The organism is Methylomicrobium album BG8, from assembly GCF_000214275.2.
GTDB lineage: Bacteria > Pseudomonadota > Gammaproteobacteria > Methylococcales > Methylomonadaceae > Methylomicrobium > Methylomicrobium agile.
This window is the reverse complement of record NZ_CM001475.1, coordinates 760,707-786,563: the sequence shown is the minus strand read 5'-3', so window position 1 is coordinate 786,563 and position 25,857 is coordinate 760,707. Positions and strand designations below refer to the sequence as shown.

Here is a 25,857-nt window from a genome sequence, read left to right as displayed (position 1 = left end):
AAGACAGTATTTCGTTTAGCGCGGCCTAATTCTGGTGTAGGACTTGAAATATCGCAGTTTCAAGCCCCCGCCTCCGCCGGTTTCAACATTGAGGTTTTACCGACCATAATGTCGACGGCTTTGCGCAGCCTTTTGAATAACGAATCCTGGCAATACGGAATACTGTGCTTCTCGCAGAGAGCCTTAGCCTGCGGTTGCAACTTCTGATACTGGCTGAGTGGCAAATCCGGCCATAGATGATGTTCGATCTGGTAGTTCAGCCAACCGTAGAGGAAGTCGTTGGCATTGGAGCCGGTCGGATAGTTGACCGAGCCGAGTATTTGGCGCAGGTAAAACTCGCCCTTGCTGTGCGCCTTTTCATCGAAGCTCATCACATCATCGCCGGCATGGTTGGGAATCATCACCACAAAGCTGTGGATGTTGGTCAGGATTTCCGCCAATACGGAATTCAATAACACACTGGTCACGGCAACACTTCCTAATGGCAGAAATAACGCCGGCAGCAATACAAAGCGGTAAGCGACATAGGGCAGAATGCTTTTTAACCACAAGCCTCGGCCCTGGGGAGTGAATAAACTCCAGGCGTCGATGCGGGTCATCGTGGGTGCGGGCTGATGCTGGTGCCGATATTCGTTAAGGCGTAATTCTTTGTGGGTGCGTGGGGTGTAATAGCTAAGCTTCCAAACGCCCGAGAAAAATGCCACGATCGCGTAGCGTAACCACATCGGTAATTTCGACTGTCGCAGCCATTCCATGTTGTGCTGGGCATTGTTGGGGTCGGCCGTCTCGCCAAGGCGGTAGTGATGCAGGACGTCGTGTTCGTGGTGCCAACCCGCCGGCGTCATCCAGTCCGGCCAATCCAGAAAACGGCGGCAGCCTTTAGCGAAGCCTTTGCTTTGGTAACGTGCACTGGCGCTGTCGATTTTGTCGTAACCGCGATGCTGGATCGGATGCGCAACTTGAGTCCAACGGGTAAAACTACCCTGACTGATCAGCAGCGCGGACACGAGATTGGGAGCTATCCATGCGGTCGCATACCCCAACAATGAACAGGCTTGGCCCCAGAGCTCCATCCGCTTCATATGGCGAAAATCTTCCGGTCCCATGTCGGCCTGCGCTTGCAGATACAGCTGTTTAATATCTTTGGCTAGCTGTTCTCGGTTGACGGTCTGGTAACTATTCAAGCTCAAATTAGGTAGCCTCGCTGAAGTTCAATTGGAAAATATTCATTTCATTTATGCAATGTTTGATTACGGAAACAAAAAAAAGCCCCTCGACCAGAAGTAGAGAGGCTGGATGGTTTTGATCTCAGAATCAAAGATTCCGAGACCGATCCCTTTATCCCGAAGTGAAGTTATAACCAAAAAGTCCTGAGAAGGATCGACTTCGACTGCTACGGTGTCACCCATTCAAATGGCTAATCAAACGGCTAATGAGGAGGTAACCGACGGAGTGACCACCACATAAAGTGTAAGCGTCTCCTTCAAACATCGGGGATTGCATTAAACTATTAATTATCAGGATTGAAAAGTGCAAAAATTCGCTCATACCTATCGAATTCATCGATCAATATGACCTCAAACCATAAAATTTCGCTGGACCAGTGGCGAGCCCTTGTGTCAGTTAAGGAAAGATTTCAGATTGGCAAATCCTTCGCGAGCTGCTTTCAATTCTTGCGCAGCACCTGGAAAATCCGATTTTTTCGCGGCATCGCGAGCTTTTTTCAGGACTTGTTGCACTTTGGTGCGTTCAAAGTCAAATTTGTAATTGGCGTCCAGTTCTTTAGTTTTTTCGTTAGCGTCTTTGATTAAGGTAGCCAGTTGTTGTGCATTGCCTGCAGGAACGGCCTCTAAAGCGATTTGGATTTTGGCATCGACTTCTTTCAACGTGTCAGACACGTTAACTTTGGCTTCGGCGAAAGTTGCGCCGGAAAAGCCCAGCATGGCGAAAAACAGAGCGAATGCGATAAATACTTTTTTCAATGACATGATTTAATCTCTATAAAAATAATGGGGTATTAAAATATCTTTCAGGTATGACGTTTGACTTTCTTGTTGTCTGCTCCTCATAAAGTGTAAGTGTCTCCTTCAAACATCGGAGATTGCATTAAACTATTGATTATCAGTATTGAAAAGCGCGAAAATTCGCTCATACCTATCGAATTCATCGATCAATATGACCTCAAACCATAAAATTTCGCTGGACCAGTGGCGAGCGCTTGTGTCAGTTGTGGATGCGGGCGGCTATGCGCAGGCTGCTGACCAACTCCACAAGAGCCAATCCACGATGACTTATGCGGTGCATAAACTGGAACAGTCGCTGGGCATTAAAGTCTTCGAAATACAGGGCCGAAAGGCAGTGCTGACCAGCGTCGGTCAAGTGTTGTATCGACGAGGAAAGACACTCATGGAGGAAGCCGTGCGTCTGGAACACGTGGCGGCCAGCCTGGCGGCAGGTTGGGAGCCAGAATTGCGACTGGCCGTGGACACCATTTTCCCCACTTGGCTGTTGTTGGAAGCCTTGGCGCGCTTTTCCGATGAACATCCCGAAACACGCATCGAGCTTATCGAGACGGTGCTGAGTGGCACCGATGAAGCGTTGCAGGAGGGCCTTGTCGAACTGGGTATCGGTCCGACGGTGCCGGCGGGATTTGTCGGCGATCCACTCATACGAGTGCGCTTCATCGCCAGCGCCCACCCTGACCATCCACTACATCAGTTGAGACGGCCGCTTACGATGGCGGATTTGCGTCAGCACAGGCATCTGGTGGTTCGTGACACTGGCCGTGAGCGAACGCGCACAGTCAGCTGGCTCAATGAGCAGCGCTGGACCGTGGGCCAGCAGGCTACCTCGATTCGTGCCGCTTGCCTAGGACTAGGTTATGCTTGGTATGCTGAGGATCTCATCCGTCTGGAACTCGATACAGGAAAGTTAAAACCGCTCCCGCTGGAGGAGGGGTCGGAACGCTGGTCGACCCTGTACTTGATCTTCGCCGACCGCGATGCAACAGGTCCTGGCGCCTTGCGGATCGCTGAAATCCTTCGCGATCAATTGGCCCTACGATGTCCCCAATCCTGCCTGACGGATACCATCCTAGGGCGGAATACTTCGCCGCCGAACGGTTAGTCAAAGGCAGCAGCTCCGGTCTGTGATTCCAGCAGAACGCCATACCGCCTTGGGTGTTCCGTCATCCTGAGCGAGCACAGGTGAAAGCTTCAGAGCCCCGCGTGGCCGCGAAGGGATTGCGGGCCGATGCCCAACTTCTGATGAGCCAGCATGTCAGCCATCTTAAAGCCGATGCCGTGAATATCTAATGCTAAGCGATAGGGATTTTCGCGCACTTTCTCGATTGCCTGCTCACCATAAGGTTTTGTATATTCGCACCGAACGCGAGGTACCGACGCCATGCGATTGGAGAAAAAGGGCGGCGGTTTGTAGGAAGGCAATAAAGAATCATACCGGGTAATAAAGTCTCATACTGGCTAGGCAATAATGTTTCATACCATCGCAAAATCAACGACATAAACACCTGTGGTTGATCGGGTATGCAACGAAACCACGTTTTCAGTATGAAACTTTAATTTTCAAGCGATTTTTGTTGATGTGACGAAATACGGCTTGCAGCCGTTTCCAGTATTAATCTTTAATTGCTTAATTACATGGTTGCCACGGCATTGGCATCGATTTGACCCTCGCTTCCGGGCTATCGCGGCCATTTGAGTGTCTGCTTGCCCGCAATGATGAACTTCCGCTTTTGGCCGCTAGCACTCGATGGCAATTTGGCTGGTACTATCGACTCTAAGAGGGCGCTTGATCTTGGACCTTGAGTTTATAACCCATTTATACCGAACCGGATCTTCGCGAAGCAGGAATGCCCTTATTTCCTCGCGTTTAGCCTTATCCGCACGCAGGAAGATGCCATGCAGGTCATAGTCAATCGTCCGCTCACTGGCTCCGCGTTCTGTCGCCTTGGCATACCAGTCCCTCCCGAGGTCGTAAGTTTCCCATCTCGAAATTTACCGCACCTAATAGGGTGCAGGGGCGGAAATCCTTCGGCGTCAGAGCATGTGCCTGGTCGTCAAAATTCAAAGCTTCATTGAAACGCTTCAAATCTCGCATCACACCGCCATGGGTCGTGCAGATGGCAGAGATCAGTTTGGGGGCTTTCTGACGCCCGGCAGGGATCGAAGCCAGCCGATCATGGGCTTTTCTGGCTTGGTTGCACTTGCGGTAGTGGCCGCTGGCATTCACCGCATTCCATGGATCAGCTGTTCGTTTGTACTCAGCCGTATAGAACTCAGCCTCGCGCTCATGAAAGGCCGTCTGTAGAGCCTCAGTATAGTAATCCGAGCCCTCGGTGGTAAGCCACAGAATGTCTTCGTCAGAGAGACGATTGCCACCGTCTAGGCGATGAAGAATGTCCATCAAACGGGCAAAAAACTGTTTTTCAATGAACTGATCCAGCCCATAGCGTGACCGAAGCTGCTGGTTTTTTATTTTGGCGAACTATTTCGGGTCGCTCTCCCGCTGACGTCGAGCTTCCTCCGCCTGCTGACACTTACGTTCGTATTCGGCTTTACGGATAGCCTCTTGAGCTTTTTCTTGTTCAAATAGTCGCAACTGCGCCGTGAATCACGCTGGTTTTTCAAGGCTCCCCAAGCGACAATAGCGGCTGGAAAGGACATTGCCGGCAATGACCGATAGCGGCTTGCCGAATGCGTCCGTTAATAGAGCTTCTGTATCAATAAGACGAGAATGAAAGACAAGTTAAATCAGGGCCATGGAGAAGGCCAGCAAAAAGAACATACGCCGATGATGCAGCAGTATCTGCGCATCAAGTCCGACTATCCCGAAACCCTGCTGTTTTACCGGATGGGGGATTTCTATGAACTTTTCTACGACGATGCGAAAAAAGCCGCGCGGCTGCTCGACATTACGTTGACCGCCCGCGGCCAGTCGCAGGGCCTGCCGATACCGATGGCGGGCATTCCGTATCATGCAGCGGAAGGCTATATCGCGAAGTTAATCCGGATTGGCGAATCGGTCGCGATCTGCGAACAGATCGGCGATCCGGCCGCCTCCAAGGGGCCGGTCGAGCGCAAGGTGGTCCGAATCATCACGCCCGGCACGGTCACCGACGAAGCGCTGCTCGAAGACCGGAAGGACAACCTGCTGGTCGCGCTCTGCCAATTGCAGGGGCGTTACGGGATCGCAAGCCTCGACTTGACCAGCGGCCGTTTCGTGCTGCAGGAAGCCGAATCGGAAGACCAGTTGCTCGGCGAAGTGGGGCGGCTTAATCCGGCGGAACTTTTGTACAGCGAAAGCTGGCCGCTGCCGGACAATCTGAAGCAGCGCAGCGGCCTGTGCCGGCGTCCGCCCTGGCATTTCGAAGCGGAAAGCGCGCGGCTGTTGGTGTTGAAGCAGTTCAAAGCGCACGATCTGAAAGGTTTCGGCTGCGAGGCGATGCCGGCGGCGGTGGCGGCGGCCGGCGGGCTTCTGCAATACGTCCGCGATACCCAGCAGAACGTGCTGCCGCACATTCAGGGCATCCGTACCGAAACCAGCGACGATTCCATTCAGCTCGACGCGTCGAGCCGGCGGAATCTCGAAATCGACACGCATCCGAGCGGACAACTGCAATTCACGCTGCTCGGCGTGCTGGACAAAACCGCGACCGCGATGGGCAGCCGCTGCCTCCGGCGCTGGCTGAACCGGCCGCTCCGGGATCACTTCGTCCTGAACCGGCGCTATGCCTGCATCGAAACCCTGCTTCAGGACGGCCTGTACCGGGCGCTGCAGGACACCTTGCGGCAGGTCGGCGACATCGAGCGAATCAGTACCCGGATCGCGCTGAAATCGGCCCGGCCCCGCGATTTGCTGGTGCTGCGTTCGACGCTGGCGGCCCTGCCGGTTCTGCAGAAACGCCTGGACGGGTTCGACGATCCGCATCTGGCCGGGCTGCGCGCGGACATCGGCGAACATCCGGCCATGCTGGAGCTGCTCGGCAGGGCAATCGTCGACAATCCGCCGATGCTGATCCGCGACGGCGGGGTAATCGCGGCGGGTTACGACGAAGAACTCGACGAACTGCGCAATCTGAGCCAGAACGCCGACCGGTTTCTGATCGAGATGGAGCGGCGCGAGCGGCAAGCGACCGGGATTCATAACCTGAAGGTCAACTACAATCGAGTGCACGGTTTTTACATCGAAATTTCGAACGCGAACGCGGACAAGGTGCCGGTTCACTATACCCGCAAGCAGACCCTGAAAGGCGCCGAACGCTACATCACCGAAGAGCTGAAGGCGTTCGAGGACAAGGTGCTGAGCGCCCGTGAAAAATCGCTGGCCTTCGAGAAGGCCCTGTACGACGAACTGCTGGACGTGATCGCCAGTTCTTTAGGCGAACTGCAACTGTGCGCGGCGGCGCTGGCCGAACTCGATGTGCTGGTCAACTTCGCCGAGCGCGCCGAGACGCTGAACCTGTCGCGGCCCATGCTGCAGGCCGAGCCGGGCATCCGGATCGAAGCCGGCCGGCATCCGGTGGTCGAGCAGGTTGGCGGCGTGCCTTTTGTGCCGAACGATTTGAATTTGGCAGGCGAAAGCCGGATGCTGGTCATTACCGGTCCGAACATGGGCGGCAAGTCGACCTACATGCGGCAGGCCGCGCTGATCGTACTGATCGCGCATGTCGGCTGTTTCGTGCCGGCAAAGTCGGCGGTTCTCGGGCCGGTCGACAAGATCTTCACCCGGATCGGCGCTTCGGACGATCTGGCCTCGGGCCGTTCGACGTTCATGGTCGAAATGTCCGAAACCGCCAACATTTTGCACAACGCGACCGCGCAAAGCCTGATCCTGATGGACGAAATCGGCCGCGGCACCAGCACCTTCGACGGTCTGTCGCTGGCCTGGGCCTGCGCGGACCACCTGGCGAGAGTCACGCAGGCGTTCACGCTGTTCGCCACCCATTATTTCGAATTGACCACGCTGGCCGAGGAGCGTCCGTCGATCCGCAACGTGCATCTGGAGGCGATGGAGCACGGTGACCGGATCGTGTTCCTGCATGCGGTGAAGGACGGCCCGGCCAACCAGAGTTACGGGCTGCAGGTGGCGGCGCTGGCCGGCGTGCCGCGCGCGGTGATCGAGAAAGCCAAAACCAAACTGGCGCATCTCGAAAACAACGCCTATATCGAGCAGCGGGCCGAATCGGGCATCGATCAGTTCGACCTGTTTTCCGTGCCGGAATGCCACCCGGCGGTCGGCTTGCTGGAGGACATCGATCCCGACGCACTGAGTCCGAAACAGGCATTGGATGCGTTGTACCGGCTCAAGGCGCTGTTATAGGACCCGCCACTTCGCGGGATACCGCGAAGCATTCCGGGCTTTCGCCGTCTCGAAGACTGACGAAGCGGTGCCTTCCTCATTCGCTCTGCTTTATCGTTTGACGCGCGGCTCCCCCGTATCCGGGCGGCCGCGAATAAAAAGTCGCACTTGCAAACCTTATTTGACTCTAATGGACGACTTGCATCATCAAAAAGGAGTGAAACGGCGTAAAACCGGGTTGCTGTCCCGATGTGGGCGGACCATTCCGTGTGCGGCTCAGGGTACAGACAGCGCCCTAACCTAACCGTAGATTAAATCTACGGGCCTGTTCTTGGGCATCAAGCCGGGTATCCGGAGGGTGCCGGCGATTGGGTTTTGAATCATTTGCGGTGCAGATTCAATACCGCCGCGGGAGCGAAGCGGGGATGCCGGTACCGAAGTCTCGGGGTTCCAGGCCGAAGCCCGGCTTCAGGATTAGCGTTTACGTTTTATGGAGAATCGTTATGTCGACAAGTACTCTATTGCTGGTCATTTTACTCTTGATCATTTTGGGCGCGGTTCCCGTTTGGCCTTATAGCCGGAGCTGAGGGTATGGACCCAGCGGCATACTCGGCCTGATACTGGTAATTTTTCTCGTTATGCTGCTCTTGGGCGCGGTATAGGCATGAGGAGAGCCGTGATTCCCGGTTCCCCGAATAACCACGGCCAAAAACACATGGATAAACGGCCTTGAGGCTTTTGGCTTATCCGATAAATCCGCTGAAACGGAGGTTTTCGTCGAACTGTTTCCCACTCTCGCGAACGGCGGTAAGGATGTAATCAGCAGGACGGGGCGGAATGGGGCAATGCCGTTAAGTTAAGGGGCCGTAGGATGGATAAGCGAAGCGCATCCACCACGCACAATCGGCCGGATACCCCCCGCCCCGGCGGGCACTCACCTTAGCGATTTACCGTGCGAAGGAAAGCCTAAAAAACGACCCTCTAACAAATCCGTTATTAGAGAGCCGTTTTTATTACGGAAATGAATGAATTTAATGCGCTCTTCCTTCCCCTTCCCCTCCTTCTTCTTCTCTGCCGCCGCCATGCGAAGCTTTGCCGCCTTTGCGTCCGGCTTCCCGGGCTTCTTCGGAAGTGAACTCGTGGGCGGTGCCTTTCTCGTGGGCGGCCTTGCCGCCTTTGCGTCCGGCTTCGCGGGCTTCTTCGGAAGTGAACTCGTGGGCGGTGCCTTTCTGATGAGCGACCTGGCCGCCTTTGCGTCCGGCTTCGCGGGCTTCTTCGGAAGTGAATTCGTGGGCGGTGCCTCTCTCATGAGCGACTTGGCCGCCTTTGCGTCCGGCTTCCCGAGCTTCTTCCGGCGTGAACTCGTGGGCGGTGCCTTTCTCATGGCTGGCGTGGCCGCCTTTGCTGGCAATTGCGCGTTGTTTTTCTTCATCCATTGAAGCAAAGCCGCGGGCTGACTTGCCTTGGCCGGTTTCTTCTCTTTGTCTGGGCATGATATACATCCTCGAAAATATTAATGAATCATTGGTTGATTTGTGTCTGAAATCTAGCCAATTACCCCATTCTTTTTATATAAAAAGAATGATGAAAATATACGGGGCTGATATAAAAGTTCTGTACGGTATCGAACATTCCCTGTGGCATGAATCAAACAAAATAAAGCTTTATGAAGAAAGCAGCTTAGTATGAGTTATAGTTTATATTTATTTTTTTATATAAATAATTCACTAAATGTAAAGAAATTTTTCCCGAGAAATGAATTAACGAAGTTATTTTTTAATCGAAGTATTTAGAAGTTATCGTTTGGGTTTTATTTAATAATCATGGCTCTTAAATAATCGATTCGATAGTTTTCGCGATGAAAATATTGAATGTCAAAAATGTCCTTCTTCAAGGCAGCTTATGCGCGCTGTTGAGTGCGAGTCCGGGATTGCCGGGGTGTACCGGGAAAGAAGAAGGGGAAGCGGCCTCCAAAACGGAGACGAAAGTTCAGGATGCAGCGCCCCGGAAGGCTCATAAAGAAGTAGGGGAAGCCTCTTGGTACGGTCCCGGTTTTCATGGCTGCAAGACGGCCAGCGGCGAGGTTTTCGATCAGCGGGAAATGACGGCTGCCCATCCTGAGTTGCCTTTGGGGACCGAAGTGGAAGTGACCAATCTCGAAAACAAGAAAAAGGTCGAAGTCGAGATCAACGACCGAGGGCCCTATGCGAAGGATCGCGTAATCGACCTCTCGAAGGCCGCGGCGAAAAAGCTTGGAATGAAGGAACAGGGAGTCAGTACGGTCAAGATCGAAACCGCCGAGCCCGTCGAAAAAAAAATTCGCCGCCCAAGACTTCGAGTCAAACCCGGAAAAAGCGGGCCGGCAAGTCATCGCAGGCGATATCCTCGAAGAGGTAGGCGCTGTCCGGTCAGCGGAAAATCGGGCATACATCGGGAGACGCTAGCGTAGAGAAGCCAAACAACGCCTCTTATGTTGTAAGCTCCGTAACCCTTTGAGAGGGTAAAACAATCCGTGTAAACCGCGGTTAAATTTAATTGGGCATGCGGTCTGGAAACATAATCATAAACTGATTAATAGCCGGCTTCCAATCGCGCAATGGCATGGACCATTTTTTAGAGGCATTCTCGATTGCCAAATAAATGACTTTCATAGCCGAATCGTCATTGGGGAACAGTTTCCGTTGATTGATGGCTTTTCTAATCACGCTATTGATCGATTCAATGGCATTGGTGGTGTAAATGATTTTCCGGATCGCGTCAGGGTAATCGAAGAATGCGATCAAGTTGGCCCAGTGGTTGCGCCAGGAGCGACTGATGGAGGGGTATTGGCCGTCCCATTGCGCGGCAAAGGCTTCCAATTCCTGTTCTGCTTCAGTCACGGTAACGGACTGGTAGATTTTCCGGAGCCCGGCGGCGACGGTTTTGCGGTCTTTCCAGGACACGAAACGCAAGGAATTGCGCACCCTATGCACGATACAGAGTTGGACTTGTGTGCTTGGGAAAGCGGCGGCGATCGCTTCCGGAAAACCGGTTAAGCCATCGACACAGGCAATGAGCACATCCTTGACGCCGCGGTTTTTCAGTTCGGTCAGGACCGACAGCCAGAATTTGGCGCCTTCATTTTCGGACAGCCACAGACCCAGCAACTCCTTTCTGCCTTCCAGGGTGACGCCGAGCGCCAGGTAAACGGCTTTGTTGATGACTCGCTTGTCCTGCCGGATTTTGACGACAATGCAGTCCAGATAGAGGATAGGATAGAGCGCATCCAAGGGTCGGGATTGCCACTCGATCACTTTGCCCAGTACCGCTTCCGTGACATTAGACACCAGGGTGGGCGAGATATCGGCGCCATAGAGTTCGCGGAAGGTTTCGACGATATCTCGCGTGCTCATGCCCTTGGCATACAAGGTCAGAATCTTATCGTCAAAATGACTCCAGCGGGTTTGATGCTTGGTGACCAGCGGCGGCTCGAAGCTGCCGTTACGATCGCGTGGGGTGTCAATCTCAATGACCCCGTGTCCGCTTTTCAGCTTTTTTGTGCCATAACCGTTGCGACTATTGCCGGAACCATAGCCTTCGGGAGAAGGCTTGGCATACCCTAAATGGGCATCCATTTCGGCATTCAGCGAGGCTTCTACCGTGATTTTCAGTAAATCCTGAGTCAGTGCCGCTAAATCACGCTCTGACTTAACGCCACGGGCCAAATCTTGTCAAGCGGCAACCATCGTGGGGTCTTTAATAATATCGCTCATTTTCTGCTCTCCTTGAGAGAAGTTTACTACACTGAAAATAAGCGGTTACACGGAATTATTTACACCCTCCACTTTAACTGGGAACTATTCGACGCTCTTTACTGGAAACTGTTCAACTCTGTTTGACGCTAACGTGCTGGAGCAACCAGACGGTCTCCGTTGATGCGACTTTTCCCTTCAAACCTCCCGCGACACGCTTGCTTTCAACTGCCTTTAATTGGTACATAGCGCCATAATGTTGCTTGACTTCGTTTTCGTTAACTGAAAACGGAGGGCCATCCATCAACCGTTGGTCGTATTCATAACAGATCAGCAACTGCGGCGCTGTGCCGGTTATGTTCATCAGATGGGACGTATATCGCTCTCGTATGCTGGAAGGCAAGGCGACTAAAGCAGCGCGATCGTATATCGCGCTTATGGGCCCAAGAAATTCAGCAGACACATCAAAAATATCGCCCACGAATATGTCGATATCTTTAGCGCTGTAGCGGACCAACTCCCTAGCTTTAAAGATTTGCGGCTCTAACCCAAGTTCTTTAAACAACTCGTTAACGGCGAGTTCGCTCAATTCGGCGCCAGCCACTCGATAACCGCAGCCAAGTAACCAGGAAATGTCGCGTGTTTTGCCGCATAAAGGCAGGAACACACGGCAACCTTTTGCCAGCTTTAATTTTTCAAAATGGGCTATCAGAAATGGGTTTGCTTCGCTTTCATGAAAAGCAATCTCACCGCGCTCCCATTTTTGATGCCAGAAACTTGCTTCCATATCGACTCCTTAAATGTTCAAATATAAAAAATCACCACAAAATTATTGCTTCAGTGTTGTACCACGTTATGTTCAGGGCTAGGATAAAATTTCAAGTCAACTTGAAGTCAAGTATTAATTACGACAGGTGAAATAATGGATATATCTGAGGTAGCAAAGGCAACTGGCTTGCCCGCTTCAACGTTACGGTTTTATGAAGAAAAAGGACTGATCCAGTCTACCGGTCGCTTGGGTTTGCGCCGTCTATTCAGCGCCAATGTCAAATCGTAAAAATTGTTCCATGGAACAAGGGTAAGTTGATGGGTCAGCTTCTTCCATGCCGCAACTGATGAGCAACCCAGCGATTCGGATGCACGTACGTTTAACCCGAACGCCGGTCTTTACCATGGTACAATTATTTGCACTTTACGATTCGGCGGCTTCTCGCCAAAACCCATCTGCACATGAGCGACTTTTAGGGCCAAAAGCGTGTTAAATCCGGGGCCATGCGCCTCGGTAAACATCAACCCGTTTGAGCTTAAATTCTGAATGAAGAAGAACAAGAAAAATAAGAATCTTTGGCTGAAAGAATCAGAGATTGCAGTTGGCGATTTGTATTTCACCACAGCAAATCAATATCGCGCGGTCCTGGCCATGAAAGGCGGTTTTTTAATCTATGCGCCAAGCTTGGAAGGAATGGAGCCTTTGCGTTCAGATTCAAAAATGCCATTCGATAATTCTCCGGTTAAGAAATGCCAAATCGCTACCTTTGCTCAAAAGGAATACCAACCATTTGAATGGCATGGTGTTGCATCAATCAAGCATCAATTAAATAACGCGCAACTCGCCGAAGCCATCGCTCAATGCAATGCGAAAGCCGCTATTGAAGCTCTGTTAGCCGAATAAAAGTTGAGAGCCGTTCAGCGGCAGACTTTTCAACGGGTTTTTTGTTTATGGAAAACCGTTTGAAAATTAACCCCCTCTAACTGGGTCTCTATAAACCGTTAGCGTTCTTTGATTCTGACAGAGCAGGTTCGGCCGCCATTTGCTGACACGGAACACGCATTGACCACTGGCCGTAAACTGGCTCAATCCTGCCAATGATTTGGTTTGCTTCAAAATCCAGATGTAGGGTACGCACCGCGTACCTTGTTGGGCGATCCAATTGCCGAGGCTTCAAAAGGTACGCGGTGCGTACCCTACTTGGCTACTTGGCTGGAGAGAGATCGCAAGAAGCTGTCGGAAGACAGGAAGAAAAAGGGAGAACAAAAGATAATGACCGAACAAGAAAAACAGTGGTTTGATGAGCTGGCAACGCGCCGTGTTAAGCTTGCCGACGCATTTGATGACCCAGCCGCACGCGGCATCTGGGGCGGCATCGTGGACAAATATTCCGATCAAGCGCACTTCATCTACGAGCTTTTGCAAAACGCAGATGATGTCAAGGCGACAACTGCCACATTCCGCCTTGAAGAAAGCGGACTTTATTTCACGCATAACGGCTCTGTCCGATTCACCATTTCCAATCCGCAGAACGAAGAAGCGGATACGAACAACGGCACTCTGGGGCATATCAACGCCATTACTTCCATTGCCAATTCAAACAAGACGGAGGCTTCCATCGGCAAGTTCGGCGTTGGGTTCAAGGCGGTCTTTCAATACACGCAAACACCGCACATTTACGACCCGGAAATTCGGTTCAAGATCGAACGCTTCATCGTGCCGCACATGCTGGATGCCGACCTTGATTGGCGGAACTCTTCAAAGACGGTGTTCTTCTTTCCGTTTGACCATAAGAAAAAACAGCCCCAAGAGAGCCATGATGAAATTCTTGAGAAACTAAAGGCTCTGGAGTTTCCTGTCCTGTTCCTTTCCAGTCTGAAATCCGTGTCCTTTGAGGCGGAGAAAGTCTCTGGTAAATACACCAAGAAAGTCACTCGGAAAATTGAGGAAGGAGGCATAACCGCTCAGTGGATCACGCTGGCATTGAAGTTGGACGGCAAAAGAACTAGCCAACGTTTGGTGATGTTCACGCGAAACAACGCGAGCGGGCATCCCTGTTCCATCGGCTATGCCTTGGGAGAGAGCGGAAATCTCGTGCCGATTGATCGCACGGCATTCTGTTTTTTCCCGACAAAAGAGGCGACGAATCTGAATTTCATCCTTCACGCGCCCTTTCTTCTGACGGATAGCCGCGAAGGCATCAAAGCCGGAGAAAAGCACAATAATGAATTGATTGAGCAGTTGGCAGAACTCGCCGCGAACAGTTTGCCGATTCTTCGGGATGAAAAACTGATTGACGACGGCATCCTTGACATCATCCCCTACGACGAGGCGAGATTCAGCGAACTGGGCGATAGACGCATAATTTCATTCAAGCCGTTCTATACCGCTTTTAATTCAAAATTACAGACAGAAGCATTGCTTCCTTCCACGGACAATCTATTCGCAGAATCGAAAAACGCATATTGGGCATCTGTTCCTCGAATTGCGCAGCTCATTTCTAACAAACAATTGGCGCACATAACCAACAACAAGAATGCACGCTGGGTGTTTACTTCATTTGGACGTGACGAGTGCTTACGCAAAAACAAAGAAATTGCGACGTATATTGATGAAGTTATATGCACATGGTTGGACGAAAAAGACATTCTTACCGGTTGGAAAGGTGATGGAGGCAAAAGCTTTGACGGTATTTCTGCTGACTTCATAAAAAAACAACCGCACGACTGGTTGTTTAATTTTTATCAATGGCTGTCTGAAACAAAAACAAGAACAGAGATAACAAAAAACAGGAAAATCTTCATTGACAGTGTCGGTAATGCCGTTGCCTCGTATGGCCAAGACGGAAAACTAATCCTATTTCTTCCAGACAATGATGGTGATGGCTATACCACTTTGTCTTCTAAATTATTTTCCAAAGTGGAAAAAATTCTGCAACGCATTGATAGTACAAAAACTCAAACCGCCAAGGAGTTTTTTGACCGTTTTGGTATTCGAGGGCACACCGTAAAAGACGAAATCGAATCTGCCATTGAAAAAATGAAGAAGGGCGAAATTCCGGCAGATAATTTCCTTATTAAATCGTTCAAATACTTCAAAGATGAGTGTCCACAAAATGAGATTGAGGAATTCATTTCAAAAATCCGATCGTTGGCGTTTTTGCCTTATGAAACAAAGATCGGAAAGACTGGTTTTTCATCAGGACAGGGGTTGTACTTCCCAACCCCACGTCTCGTTTCCTTCTATGTGCTTAGGCCAGAAACAAAATTTGTCGCTTGGGAAACACTTCGTGCGAGATACCCTGAATCCGACCATGAGACATTGAAAAATTTCTTGGGGAAATTAGGCGTCAATAGTCAGGAACCGTCTAAACGCGATGAGGTTTATAATATTATTCTTCCTCAATGGCGGCAGAATCAAAAGCCCGACAACACCGTTGATGAAGGACTTGTCCATTTTAAGACATTCTTCGACTATTTCACGTCTCTTTCTCAATACCTAGGCGATACTTTCTTAAGAGACATCATAGAACTGCCTTTTCTTCTCTGTTCAACCAAACAGGATTCAGAAAAAAAATGTTTCTGGGGGAAATCCGCCAATATCTATCTGCCGACCGATGATTTGAAAGTGTGGTTTGAAACCAAGCCCGACAGTATGTTTCTATTGTTAGATAAATACTATAAGACGGTGGATGAAGAAGACCGCGCAAACCTCATGGGGTTTTTTGACAAATTGGGGGTCAGGAAGACCCCAAGTGTGCTTTCTCGTACGATCTCGCCTGCGGAGCTTGGTAATCAACGTGTGTCGTGGAGCGGGAAACATCATGAGTTTGAAGATAAATATCTTGATGGATGCCAACAAGTCATCGAAAACATTAACGCTACTCGCTCCGTCCTGCTATGGCGTGTTCTTGCAACCACTGTCCAGCTTCATGGTTTGAGAGGGCGGCACACTTGGTTTTATTACAGCCATCAAAGCGAATACTTCAAATCAACGGAAGAACAGAGACTCCTGACGGCGAAGTGGATTCTCAACAAGGCGGGCGAACTGGTTTCTGCCGATGCCGTGACAATCCAATCACTTTCAGATCAATATGACACAACCAGCGCAGGAGCAGAGGCGCTCATCAGGTTTTTGGGAATCCATGACGAAGCACAGGACACCGCGCATCTAAACGAGGAGGAGCGGCGAAAGATTGCGCTCGCGGAGAAAATCGAAAAATCAGGGTATTCCCCTGAGCAAATTCTTTCGCTAATCGAAGATGACAAGCGTACAAAGGCCGCTCAGACCTCGACGGTTACGATTGGAGGTGGTAGCGAACAGACCTCTCCTGGATCGACTCTGATTCAAGAGATTCAAAAGCGTCGCCCCTCCGTCAAGCACGACAACTCGTCGGGTCGTCAGGAAAATGATCCCACACCACCTACCCAGCCAAGTGATGCCAACGAAGACGCGGACGACTACACACCGAAAGCAGTGGACTACGGCAAAAAACTGGATCGCGCCAAAGATCGTTACGCCAGCGAGCTTGACCGTATAGAGCGTGAGCAGGTTCTGCATGACAAAGCCAATACTTTGCCGCGTTACAGCTACGGCTGGTTTCTCGCCCTGCTGGAACTGGAGTGCATGGCAAGCAGTGAAAAAAACGCGGACGGCAAGACCATTTCCATCAGCTTCGGCAAGGTGGAGCGGAACAGTCAATCGTCCAGAACCATCGTCCTGAAAGAGCCGAGCCGTTTCATCCCGCAGTCCATCGAAGAGTTTTCGGGCGTGCGTGTGGATCTCGATTTTGGCAATGGCCGCACAGGGACGTTGCATGTCGAATCGTTTACTGCCAGAGAGTTTTCATTGCTCGGCAAACTGGCGTCCGCGGGTGAGTTGAGCGGGATTGACTTGGGCGAGGTATTAGAGGCACGCATCGAAGTTCAGAATCCGTCCTTCCTGTTGCAAGAGTTGCTGGAGCGATTCCGTGAGTTGAGGCTTGCCGAAAAATTCGACATGAAGGCGAGCCTGACGCCCGACATCGAATTCGTATTCGGCCCGCCGGGAACAGGCAAGACCACTCACCTCGCGGAAAAGGTGCTGATTCCCATGATGCAGGCAACGGAGCAGGCAAGAGTGCTTGTCCTGACGCCGACCAACAAAGCGGCCGATGTGCTGACGACCCGCATAATGGAAAAGATGGGCGCGGATACTTCATTTCTGAACTGGCTGGTTCGCTTCGGAACCTCGGCTGACGAGCGCATCGAGAAAGCAGGCGTGTGGCGGGATCGTTCTTTTGACATCGGTGCATTGCCTCGCTCCGTAACGGTTACGACCATTGCCCGCTTCGCCTACGATGGGCTTGCGGTCGAGTATGGCAGCAAGAAGCTGCATGAAATGGAGTGGGATGCCATCGTCATTGACGAGGCTTCGATGATTTCGCTTGCCAGCATCATCTACCCACTTTACCGCCAGAAACCCCGGAAATTCATCGTTGCCGGAGACCCTTTCCAGATTGAACCGATTGTCGCAGTCGAGCAATGGAAGGACGAAAACATCTACACGTTGGTCGGCCTCAATAAGCCAGGCGCTTTTGCAAAGCCTGCTACGAAGCCACACGACTACTTGGTGACGAATCTGGAAACGCAATACCGAAGTATCCCGGCCATCGGCGAGATTTTCAGCCGTTTCACCTATGACGGCATCTTGAAGCACCACCGCGCGACTGGAACGCAGCGTCCACTGGAACTTGACGGCCTTGCTGTCCAACCGCTCAACCTCATCAAGTTCCCCGTCAGCAAATACGAAAGCATCTACCGGGCGAAGCGGTTGGAGAGCGGAACGCCCTATCAAACCTATTCGGCACTGTTCACTTTCGAATTCGTCCGGTGGCTTGCAGAGCAGATACGGATCGGCCATGAAAACAAATTTCGCATCGGGGTCATTGCGCCCTATCGTGCCCAGGCGAACCTGTTGAGCAGGCTGAACGACTCGTGGGCGTACAAGCCTGATGTCGTGGAGATTCAGGTCGGCACAATTCACGGTTTTCAGGGCGATGAGTGCGACATTATCATTGCCGTTTTCAATCCACCGCCGACTATCTCTTCAAGCCCGCAGATGTTTCTCAACAAGCGGAGCATCCTGAATGTCGCCATCAGTCGTGCACGAGACTACCTCTTTATCATCATGCCGGACGATGAAACAGAGGGCCTAAGAAATCTGCACAAAATTGCCAAGATTGAAGGACTTGTGAAGTCAGGTGGTGCGTTCGGTGAGTATGCGTCCCGTACTATTGAGGAAATGATCTGGGGCAATGCAAATTACCTTGAGGAAAACACCTTCTCAACCGGCCATCAGATGGTGAATATTTATCGCAACCCGGAGCGTTACTATGAAGTCCGTAGCGACGATTCGGCAATTGATGTTCAGATTCACGGAAAACAATGAAGGAATCCTCAAACCCGTGTGCTTCGTGATCGACTTCGCACCCAAAAAAAGGAAAAGAGGACGCTACCCTTTTTCGAAGCACATCGCTTTTTTGCTTGTGGCTGCACGGTTTTGGATGTACTCTCTGGCCTAACAAAACGATCAAAGGCGCGCCATCCGTTGGCGGTTTTGAAGTTTGGTTTTTATCATGGTGAGAAGGTCACGGTCTGGGAATCCTACCTGCGACGTTCCTGCGTCATTTGTGGTCGTGTTCCGCAACTTTTCGCTTCAATGACAAGATCAACGTCATTGGCTGGGTCGGTGAAGCCACAAAGCCATGATGTTCATAAAAAGCCTTAGCTTCAGCGGAGAGGGCATGCACCAAAAGGCCTCGAATGCCGAGAATTTCACTCGCGTGGAGCGTGCGCAGCACTGCGTCTTGCAACAGTGCGACGCCCACGCCTCGACCTTGCCACGCTTGATGGATGGCCAGACGGCCGAGTATGGCGACCGGTACGGGATCTGGCATATTGCGACGCAGTAAAGCCGGCGCATCGCTCAAGGCCAACGCCCCGGAGGCTAGGCAGTAATAGCCGACCACCTGCGTCCTTTCAGCGACCACATAGGTCCGTGAGGCGCCGCTTACCTGATTAGAACGAGCGCGCCGCTTAAGCCAGTCGTCCAGACTATCGACTCCGCAGGCAAAGTCATCCAGCCGATGTTCCGGCGAGAGCGGAGCCGGGGCGGATAGCATTATTCCTGCCAAGGTTTGGCAGCAGCCATCAGGCGTTCAAACCCTTCACCGCTCGGCGGCTGATCCAGCACCTCGAGAAAATGGTCATACGTTTTTTGATCGACGCGCACGAGGGTTTGATCGAGCAAGGATTCTTCAGCGGCACGGCGCGCTGCATCAATCATAAAGTCTGAGCGCGTCTTACCCTGGGCCTTGGCGGCTCTGTCAATCAAGGAACGAATGTCACTGCGCACCCGTAAATTGACTGCCTGGGTTTGCGTATCCGTGGGTGTTTGGTGCTTAGGGGGCATGGCAACCTCTTTCATTATCTGTAGGAATGAATCCTAACATAGTAGATACACATTGTGTATCTCATTTTTAATTGATCGATCCCTCGCACGGTCCGATCTTCGTAGCCGACGCCGATGCGCTTCGGAGCGGGTTGTCGGCACCTAAGCGCTTTTTGCACAGAGTTGAGCTCTTCTTCATGGTGACGAGAGTCCGGTTATCGGGGCAAGCTCGAACAATTGGATGCCGAAAGCCTTGCGCAGGTGCGCACCGCCAAATTGACTAACATAGGCGCCTGATTTGATGAAGTACGGCCTTGGCATCATTGTAGTCATATTGGATGGCGGTAAAGACACCTTCTTTTTCCAATAAGAGTGTCGGAAAACCTTTTACTTCCAGTCTGCGAGTGCATTCAATCTCTTTTAACAGCTCCTCCTGGACGGCTAGACTTTCGATATCCGCTGAAAAGAGCGCCCCATCCAAACCGATCTCACCGGCAAGTTCAATCAGCGTGTTTTTATCGGCAGGATTTCTTGCCTCCAAATAGTAGGCCTGTTGGATTGCCAGGATCATCTTTTCTTCATGGCCGGAATTTTGTCGCCGGGCAGCGATGACGGCACGACAGGCCGCATAAGTGGACCGCCGAGGCACACATTTCTCCCAGAATTCAAAATTGAACGGCGTCCCGGGAACCGTGTGTTGGATTTTTTGCCAGATACTTCTCAGCTTGGTCTGCATTTCTGCCGGCATCGTTTGATCCGTGTCCGGAGCCAGACCTCCCAGAACACGTTGGCTATGCACATGATCTGGAAGACCCGCAACGATTTCTTGCCAGCGCGGACTGAAGGCCCAACACCAACTGCACATGGGATCATGGAAGTAGTAAAGCGTAAGCGGCATAGCCGAACCTGTGCGAATGAGAGGTGATCAAAATTTTATCGCCACTGAGCCTTATGAAATTTATTATAGAGACAGGACTGACAATCAGTCCCGGATATTGACTTCCTTCTAAAGGTCAATAGATAGCATCTGCATTTTTCCGTATAACCGTTCCGGCATTTTTGTATTTTGTTTCAAAAGTAACATGGTAAATTCCAAATCAATGCGCTGAGGTTTTGAAATGATGGCTTTCCCCTCACCTTCTTCAAACAACCGAAATGCCGAAGCCAAGGTCTTTCTGGTCACCGGCGCGACCGGCGCGATGGGTCAAGCCATTGCCCGGCAATTGGCTGCAACCCCGGATTCCGAGGTCGTGCTGGTCTGCCGCCATCAAGATAAGGCCAAACAGGCGGTCAAGGAAATCGTCGATTCGACAGGAAATTCCAGGGTGCGTTATGAACTTGCCGACTTGAGCCGGCAGGATGACATCCGCGGACTGGTGGCGCGCTGGACAGGTCCCCTGCACGTCTTGATCAACAATGCCGCCTGCACGCCGCGCACCCGGCAGGAGACGCCCGAGGGCATCGAAATGCAGTTTGCCACCAATGTGCTCGGTTATTTTTGGTTAACCGAGGCATTCACGCCGGTTTTAAAAACATCTGCACCCGCGCGTGTCGTCAATGTCGCCAGCTACTGGGCCGGCGGCCTGGATTTAAACGATTTGGAATTTGTCCGCCGACGCTACGACAACGACACCGCCTACCGTCAGTCCAAACAGGCCGACCGCATGCTGAGCGCTGCCTTTGCTGAAACGCTCGCGCCTTACCGCATCAGCGTCAATGCCTGCCATCCCGGCGACGTCCATTCGACATTAAGCCATAATCTGGGGTTCGGAGGTCACGAAACGCCGGACCAGGGGGCTGCGACGCCTGTCTGGCTGGCGACCCATCCCGTCGGCCAGCAATCTACCGGACGCTATTTCGAGCACAGGTGCGAGTCCAACTGCGCTTTCAGCCGCGACAGGCAGGCGGTACGCACCCTCTATGAGCTATGCGCCAACTACTCAAACGGTAAACTCCGGCGCTAACCAGCGATTTTTGCAGGATGCTTGATCACCCATCCCGGCGGGATGGCGTATCCCGCAAGGAATGGATGAATACACACAGTAAACCCCGTGTCATGTCGGTTTGATCCGGTGCTAACGCCGTGCAAACCGATGCCCTTGCATGAAATCCCGATACTGCTGGGCCTCAAGTTTGGACTGAAACCGCGCATGCACGACATCGTCGATCCATACTTCCCATGGCAAGCGTTGCAGAGCGCCCTTGACCAGGGTAACGTCGCCCACCCGAAACGTCGCATGCTGATAGAGTACCTTGCGCGGGGTATCGATGCGGATGATGCAATGATCCAGCAATGCCGGTCCGCCGATTTCGCCGGACTCGACCAGTAACGGGACTTTGATGAAACCCCTCGACCGGCCTATGCAGCCGATGATATCGTGTTCCTCGTGCCAGGACTGACCGGTTTCTGGATCGCCGTAAAACAGACGGATCTTGCGCCGACATTGCCGCAACTGTTCCAACAGCTCGATGACCGGTTCCGGTGTCTCGGCATGATAACAGGTGCCGGATGGCAACCGGCGATAGTGAACGCTCTGGCCATTGCCGAAGCGATGTTCGAAGATATTTGAATTCATGATGATCTCCTCAATAAAAAAACGGAAACGTCATGAATCCCCGGTCGGGAATGAGACATTCCCGACTGGGTTGATAAAAAGGACCCCGTGTCAAATGACGGAGCTAACTCGGTTTGTGACGATTCACGCTGTTTTAGCCAACCATCGACTGAATGACTCAGGTTGGCAACGCGCTCTTGCCCAAGGCTTGCCGTGCCAAAGGCACCCACTGATCTAAATCTTCCCAGTGGATACTGCCTCCGTTGGCTTCGCCCTGTCGATAGGCTTCGACCAGTCCTCGGCAGACCTGCATCGCCGCCTGCTCCTTTTTCAGTTGTTGTACCGAGGTGTCGGGAGCCGGCCATCGTTCGACTGCCACGCCTTCCCAAACCAACCTCTCATCACCCGACTCCTGGTAATCGTCGGCCAATAACGGCATCGCCGCGGTATCATCCCAGATCGGGGCCTCATTGAACGCCTGCTCGGCGATCTGTTGGGCCGCTTCGGGACTCTCCGCTTCAATACCCACCGAGACACGGTGGACATCATCGATTTCCTACGAGACGACAAAGTGTTGCGTCATGGCTATTCTCCACGATGATCGACGGTAAGCCTCTTCCCCATGGAACGAAGGTTCCCGCCAGGTTAAAGTGCAATGTCTTCGCTGTGTAGCGGGACGATTTCTTGGTGACACCCCGGGCAGCGATCATTACAAGCGCCGTCCCCTTCATCCTGCCCATCGAGCAGGCAATCCGGGCAGCGGTAATCATTGCGGTATCGGGCTATCGTGTCATCAGACATTGCTTGGCTGATAGGAATACGGGATTGTGACATGAGTGATCTCCAAAAGTATGTGGCAGGAAACCCATCCGTCAGGATGGCTGTTCCGGCCGGATAATTGAAGCGGATAAGACCAAAAAACAGCCTGCTCAGCCCGCTTGATTTTGCATAAAAAAGGTTATATTGTTGCTATCTTTCACGAATTAACGGGAAATAAGCCATGTTTGAGCCGATATTGCGCATTTTTGATTTTCTCAGTCCTAACCGGACAGAGACTCGACATCAGCCGCCTAAACCGATGGCAATTCCGGTCGATGAGCGACTCAACACCGTTCAACAGTGCGAACACATTTTCAAAAAACTCGATGCGGTAGAAGCCGAGGTGTTGAGCCGAATTGACAACCCGGAGCAAGCCTGGCCCTTTTTATGTCGAATCCGACAACTCAGACGCGAGACCCAGAGCGACCTGTTATCGCTGTTGCCGGAAGGCAGTTGGGTCTTTCCAATTGACTCCCCTACCCTCGATAGCCCGGTTCGCGCAGCTAATACGCGAACCGGCGCACCCTTGCAGGTGTTCAATGGCGGGCGGGCTGATTATTAGGTGGCGTCGCTCCGCCACCCTTCAAGGCTTCCCTGAGTTGAAAAACCTGCTGGGCGGTTTTGGATGAATGGTCGTCTGTGACCGCCTGAGCCGGCTGGGTTTTAGCCTTGCGGCGTTTTTTGACTTCCGGTTCGGGACTCACGTCCACCGGTTTGATCTTGTGTAATTCCCGTTCCAGCTTGGCGATTTCAATTTCCGCCTCATATAACTTGATGGTTTTCTGTTTGGCTTGATATTGAAGCTCCAGTCGATCCAGTTCATTGCCTGAACCGCTGTTGCGCCGTTGTATTTCCCGGCGCACCGTTTCCGACATCGCCTCCCAATCGACCTCTTGGCTGATGCGAGGCAGGACGACCGGCACGGCCTTTCTGGCCGACCGTTGCATATAATGACCGAGTATGGCGGATAAACCGCTTTTAACGATCACGAGTAGTTGAAAGGCCGTTGCCCAGATCACCCGCAGCGCGAGGATGAACATCGCCACGATGATGATGCCAAAGATAAAGTTCATTGAAGGTCTCCTGTTTGAAAGTTAAACACCGGTCTTCGAATGAACCGTCGCCCCGCGGGCGATGATCGCCCGAAGCGGGATTGAGTGGAATACATTTAAGGTTGCAAAATGCGCTTGAACATCGGGCTTAACGCACCCGACCCGCATAGATGAGGCTATGCGCCGCCTGCTAACGGTACGCCGGCCAACGCCGGATTCAGCATTCTCGAACGAATGCATGAAATGTCTGTTTTTCCGATGCTCTCATTCTGTGCAAGAGCATGGGAAAAATGCACGGGCCAATCGGCTATTCATAGCCACAATCCCTTTGCGTAGGCTCAGGGATTGGGCTACGGATAACGACCTGGTATTTAGGCCGCCGCTAACAGCACCGCCTTCGATAACTCGAACAATTGCGTTCTGAGTTCTCTCAGTTCGTTGATCATGATCGCCACCGGAAACAGATGACTGACATCAAGGCCTAAGCCCACGCCCACGGTCTCAATCCCGCTGTTACGGCACCGCTGCAAAATCTCCAGCGTGCTCAGGATGTCGTTGGGCTGACCGTCGGTCATCACCAGCAACACCTTGCGCGGTTCCCGGCAACGGAGCAACGCCGCGGCGGCAAACCAGACGGCTTCCGTCATCGGCGTCGTGCCGCCGGCTCGTAACGAAAACGCCGCCGAATTTGCGCGAACGCGTTCGCCATGCTCCAGCAAACGAAACACCGAGGTGTCGTCCATTCCTGGAAAGGCCGTCATGCCGAGATTAACGCCCGCAATGCCCTCGAATGCCAAGGCCAGTGCCATGGACGCTTCCAAGGCGATCGATAACCGATTTGTCACGGACTGATGCTTACCGCCCCACACCGGTTCATCCATGCTCTCGGACTTGTCCAGCAGCAGATGGATGGCGGTATTCGGCGCGGGTTTGACCACACGCCGCGCAAATACCCGGGGATCGCCCAGAGCAAGTTGAGGAAGCCGCCGACCGATCACGCGCCGGCCCCGGCCTACGGGATGGCTTCGATCGAGACTTTGCGATTGCACCCAGCCTTGCAAGGCGGCACGAATTTTCACTGATTCGCTTTGCACGTGGTTGAGCAGGTTCAGGCCTGCCGCTGCATTACCCAGCGGCTTGAGCCCGACCGGCATCACCGTCTCAGGCGCATCCCGATCGTCCAGCGCCAAAGCGGACTTGACCACCTCAAAAACGTCGCGGTCGAAATCAGCATCTGAGGCCGATTGCAGCGTTGCCATCAAAGACGGGTAGTCCGGTCCGTCTTCTTGCCCGGCCAATTCCTTGTCAGCCATCTGGCTGGGCATGAGATCCATGCCGGCCATGTCATCGTTATCGGCGACTTCGTCTGGGCCGGAAGATCCCGCTGAAGAATCAGCATCATCCGTGTTTGTACCCGAACGATAATGATCATCGTCAGGCTCAGTCTCGCCCTTGCTCACACTCGCTTCGATATCAGAATCTTCCTGAGTCGATTGAGTTTGCTGTTGCGGCGTGTCTTCCTGTGCGGGCTTCTCACATTCCTGTTCAATGAGGGTCAGGATGCGATCCGCCAGGTGCAGACAATCGGTTTCCGATGCCAAACTGTCCGGGACTTCGGATAACAGTCCTTTCAGTCGTATCAACGCGCCGGCCGGAAAAAGCGATTTCAGCACCTGTTCGCTGATTTCGACCAAAGGATTCAGAGCCGTCTGACCGAGCACGCGTGCCCTCAGGCTTTTCAGCACATAGCCATACAACACGTTGGCCGGATGATCGTCCTGATGGGCGGCGGCAAAGCCGCCGTTCGCGATCATTTTTTCAATCACGGTACGCAGGGTGAGCCGGGTCCCGGGAAAGACCTTGGCCAGCTCGTATTCGATGCGGACATCTTCAATGGCGCCACACAGCCGCCGTCGCAAAACCGACTGCCCATAGACCAGGGTAAAATCGGAATAGCGAAGATGCGCGGCTTCGTGCGCCAACAATCCCCAGGCATAATCCTGATAATCGGGATCATTGCCGTTATAAGCCGGCAATTGAATCAACTTGCCGTCGGTATAGGCTTGATCGCCGCCCACTTTGACCTGAATGCCGAAGCGGTTACCGATGGCGGCCGCCACAATCGGAAACGCGTGATGTAAGGTGTTATTTCTCATGGCTTGCTCCTAAAAGTGAGGGAC

The 25,857-nt window shown here is 52.4% G+C and carries 22 protein-coding genes and 1 pseudogene; 9 read left to right on the top strand and 14 right to left on the bottom strand.

What is annotated here, in order from left to right; genetic code table 11:
• Positions 1-59: 59 nt before the first annotated feature.
• Positions 60-1,190, bottom strand: a complete 1,131-nt coding sequence (locus METAL_RS03285; protein ID WP_005369603.1) for a fatty acid desaturase family protein — start codon at positions 1,188-1,190, stop codon at positions 60-62.
• A 429-nt stretch (positions 1,191-1,619) separates the two neighbouring features.
• Positions 1,620-1,988 (bottom strand): hypothetical protein, encoded by a 369-nt coding sequence (locus METAL_RS03280; RefSeq protein WP_005369602.1) that lies wholly within the window; start codon positions 1,986-1,988, stop codon positions 1,620-1,622.
• A gap of 139 nt (positions 1,989-2,127) precedes the next feature.
• Between METAL_RS03280 and METAL_RS03275 the strand changes: the two genes are divergently transcribed.
• Positions 2,128-3,126: a LysR family transcriptional regulator gene (locus METAL_RS03275; protein WP_236993962.1), complete on the top strand. Its 999-nt coding sequence runs from the start codon at positions 2,128-2,130 to the stop codon at positions 3,124-3,126.
• Positions 3,127-3,215: 89 nt separating this feature from the next.
• On the opposite strand, the gene METAL_RS03270 is transcribed toward METAL_RS03275, so the two are convergent.
• Together METAL_RS03270 and METAL_RS19775 are read right to left on the bottom strand one after the other, a co-directional pair.
• Complete coding sequence (locus METAL_RS03270) at positions 3,216-3,407, bottom strand: helix-hairpin-helix domain-containing protein (protein ID WP_031430789.1); 192 nt, start codon at positions 3,405-3,407, stop codon at positions 3,216-3,218.
• A 538-nt stretch (positions 3,408-3,945) separates the two neighbouring features.
• Positions 3,946-4,425, bottom strand: coding sequence for a hypothetical protein (locus METAL_RS19775; protein WP_051040289.1), 480 nt, complete (start codon positions 4,423-4,425; stop codon positions 3,946-3,948).
• Between the two features lie 330 nt (positions 4,426-4,755).
• Between METAL_RS19775 and mutS the strand changes: the two genes are divergently transcribed.
• Together mutS and METAL_RS20400 are read left to right on the top strand one after the other, a co-directional pair.
• Positions 4,756-7,341, top strand: coding sequence for a DNA mismatch repair protein MutS (gene mutS / locus METAL_RS03260; protein WP_005369600.1), 2,586 nt, complete (start codon positions 4,756-4,758; stop codon positions 7,339-7,341).
• A 404-nt stretch (positions 7,342-7,745) separates the two neighbouring features.
• Positions 7,746-7,982, top strand: a pseudogene (locus METAL_RS20400) (DUF3309 domain-containing protein).
• Positions 7,983-8,351: 369 nt separating this feature from the next.
• On the opposite strand, the gene METAL_RS03255 reads toward METAL_RS20400, so the two are convergent.
• On the bottom strand, positions 8,352-8,813 hold the full coding sequence (locus tag METAL_RS03255; RefSeq protein ID WP_005369599.1) for a KGG domain-containing protein: 462 nt from the start codon (positions 8,811-8,813) through the stop codon (positions 8,352-8,354).
• A gap of 365 nt (positions 8,814-9,178) precedes the next feature.
• On the opposite strand from METAL_RS03255, the gene METAL_RS19770 reads away from it, so the two are divergent.
• Entirely contained in the window at positions 9,179-9,769 is a 591-nt protein-coding gene (locus METAL_RS19770; protein ID WP_005369598.1) for a septal ring lytic transglycosylase RlpA family protein, read from the top strand.
• 82 nt (positions 9,770-9,851) lie between these two features.
• Here METAL_RS19770 and METAL_RS03245 read toward each other — a convergent pair whose 3' ends face one another.
• Positions 9,852-11,024, bottom strand: coding sequence for an IS256 family transposase (locus METAL_RS03245; RefSeq protein WP_005369597.1), 1,173 nt, complete (start codon positions 11,022-11,024; stop codon positions 9,852-9,854).
• Positions 11,025-11,184: 160 nt separating this feature from the next.
• Complete coding sequence (gene tmpT / locus METAL_RS03240) at positions 11,185-11,838, bottom strand: thiopurine S-methyltransferase (RefSeq protein WP_005369596.1); 654 nt, start codon at positions 11,836-11,838, stop codon at positions 11,185-11,187.
• 135 nt (positions 11,839-11,973) lie between these two features.
• Between tmpT and METAL_RS20395 the strand changes: the two genes are divergently transcribed.
• From METAL_RS20395 to METAL_RS19765, 3 genes are all read left to right on the top strand, one after another.
• Positions 11,974-12,108 carry a MerR family DNA-binding transcriptional regulator gene (locus METAL_RS20395; protein ID WP_342666511.1) on the top strand — a complete coding sequence of 45 codons (135 nt, stop codon included), beginning with the start codon at positions 11,974-11,976 and terminating at the stop codon, positions 12,106-12,108.
• A gap of 258 nt (positions 12,109-12,366) precedes the next feature.
• Positions 12,367-12,723 carry a hypothetical protein gene (locus tag METAL_RS03235; RefSeq protein WP_005369594.1) on the top strand — a complete coding sequence of 119 codons (357 nt, stop codon included), beginning with the start codon at positions 12,367-12,369 and terminating at the stop codon, positions 12,721-12,723.
• 369 nt (positions 12,724-13,092) lie between these two features.
• The gene (locus METAL_RS19765; protein ID WP_005369592.1) at positions 13,093-18,249 is read left to right on the top strand and encodes a DEAD/DEAH box helicase; all 5,157 of its coding nucleotides are present in this window, start codon (positions 13,093-13,095) and stop codon (positions 18,247-18,249) included.
• Positions 18,250-18,484: 235 nt separating this feature from the next.
• Here the strand turns inward: METAL_RS19765 and METAL_RS03225 are convergent, their stop codons facing one another.
• From METAL_RS03225 to METAL_RS03215, 3 genes are all read right to left on the bottom strand, one after another.
• Positions 18,485-18,982: a GNAT family N-acetyltransferase gene (locus tag METAL_RS03225; RefSeq protein WP_005369589.1), complete on the bottom strand. Its 498-nt coding sequence runs from the start codon at positions 18,980-18,982 to the stop codon at positions 18,485-18,487.
• The gene (locus METAL_RS03220; RefSeq protein ID WP_245549462.1) at positions 18,982-19,287 is read right to left on the bottom strand and encodes a type II toxin-antitoxin system TacA family antitoxin; all 306 of its coding nucleotides are present in this window, start codon (positions 19,285-19,287) and stop codon (positions 18,982-18,984) included. Before METAL_RS03220 ends, METAL_RS03225 begins: the two co-directional genes overlap by 1 nt.
• A 244-nt stretch (positions 19,288-19,531) precedes the next feature.
• Entirely contained in the window at positions 19,532-20,116 is a 585-nt protein-coding gene (locus METAL_RS03215; RefSeq protein WP_245549512.1) for a DsbA family protein, read from the bottom strand.
• A 253-nt stretch (positions 20,117-20,369) separates the two neighbouring features.
• Between METAL_RS03215 and METAL_RS03210 the strand changes: the two genes are divergently transcribed.
• Positions 20,370-21,215: an SDR family NAD(P)-dependent oxidoreductase gene (locus METAL_RS03210; protein WP_005369571.1), complete on the top strand. Its 846-nt coding sequence runs from the start codon at positions 20,370-20,372 to the stop codon at positions 21,213-21,215.
• Positions 21,216-21,326: 111 nt separating this feature from the next.
• Here the strand turns inward: METAL_RS03210 and METAL_RS03205 are convergent, their stop codons facing one another.
• Both METAL_RS03205 and METAL_RS19760 read right to left on the bottom strand, forming a co-directional pair.
• Positions 21,327-21,827: a hypothetical protein gene (locus tag METAL_RS03205; RefSeq protein WP_005369569.1), complete on the bottom strand. Its 501-nt coding sequence runs from the start codon at positions 21,825-21,827 to the stop codon at positions 21,327-21,329.
• A 157-nt stretch (positions 21,828-21,984) separates the two neighbouring features.
• Entirely contained in the window at positions 21,985-22,335 is a 351-nt protein-coding gene (locus tag METAL_RS19760) for a hypothetical protein (protein ID WP_005369567.1), read from the bottom strand.
• 471 nt (positions 22,336-22,806) lie between these two features.
• Between METAL_RS19760 and METAL_RS20390 the strand changes: the two genes are divergently transcribed.
• Positions 22,807-23,187, top strand: coding sequence for a hypothetical protein (locus METAL_RS20390; RefSeq protein ID WP_005369565.1), 381 nt, complete (start codon positions 22,807-22,809; stop codon positions 23,185-23,187).
• On the opposite strand, the gene METAL_RS03195 is transcribed toward METAL_RS20390, so the two are convergent.
• Together METAL_RS03195 and METAL_RS03190 are read right to left on the bottom strand one after the other, a co-directional pair.
• Positions 23,162-23,698 (bottom strand): hypothetical protein, encoded by a 537-nt coding sequence (locus METAL_RS03195; RefSeq protein WP_005369563.1) that lies wholly within the window; start codon positions 23,696-23,698, stop codon positions 23,162-23,164. The genes METAL_RS20390 and METAL_RS03195 overlap by 26 nt on opposite strands.
• 350 nt (positions 23,699-24,048) lie before the next feature.
• Positions 24,049-25,833: a VWA domain-containing protein gene (locus METAL_RS03190; protein WP_005369561.1), complete on the bottom strand. Its 1,785-nt coding sequence runs from the start codon at positions 25,831-25,833 to the stop codon at positions 24,049-24,051.
• Positions 25,834-25,857 lie beyond the last annotated feature (24 nt).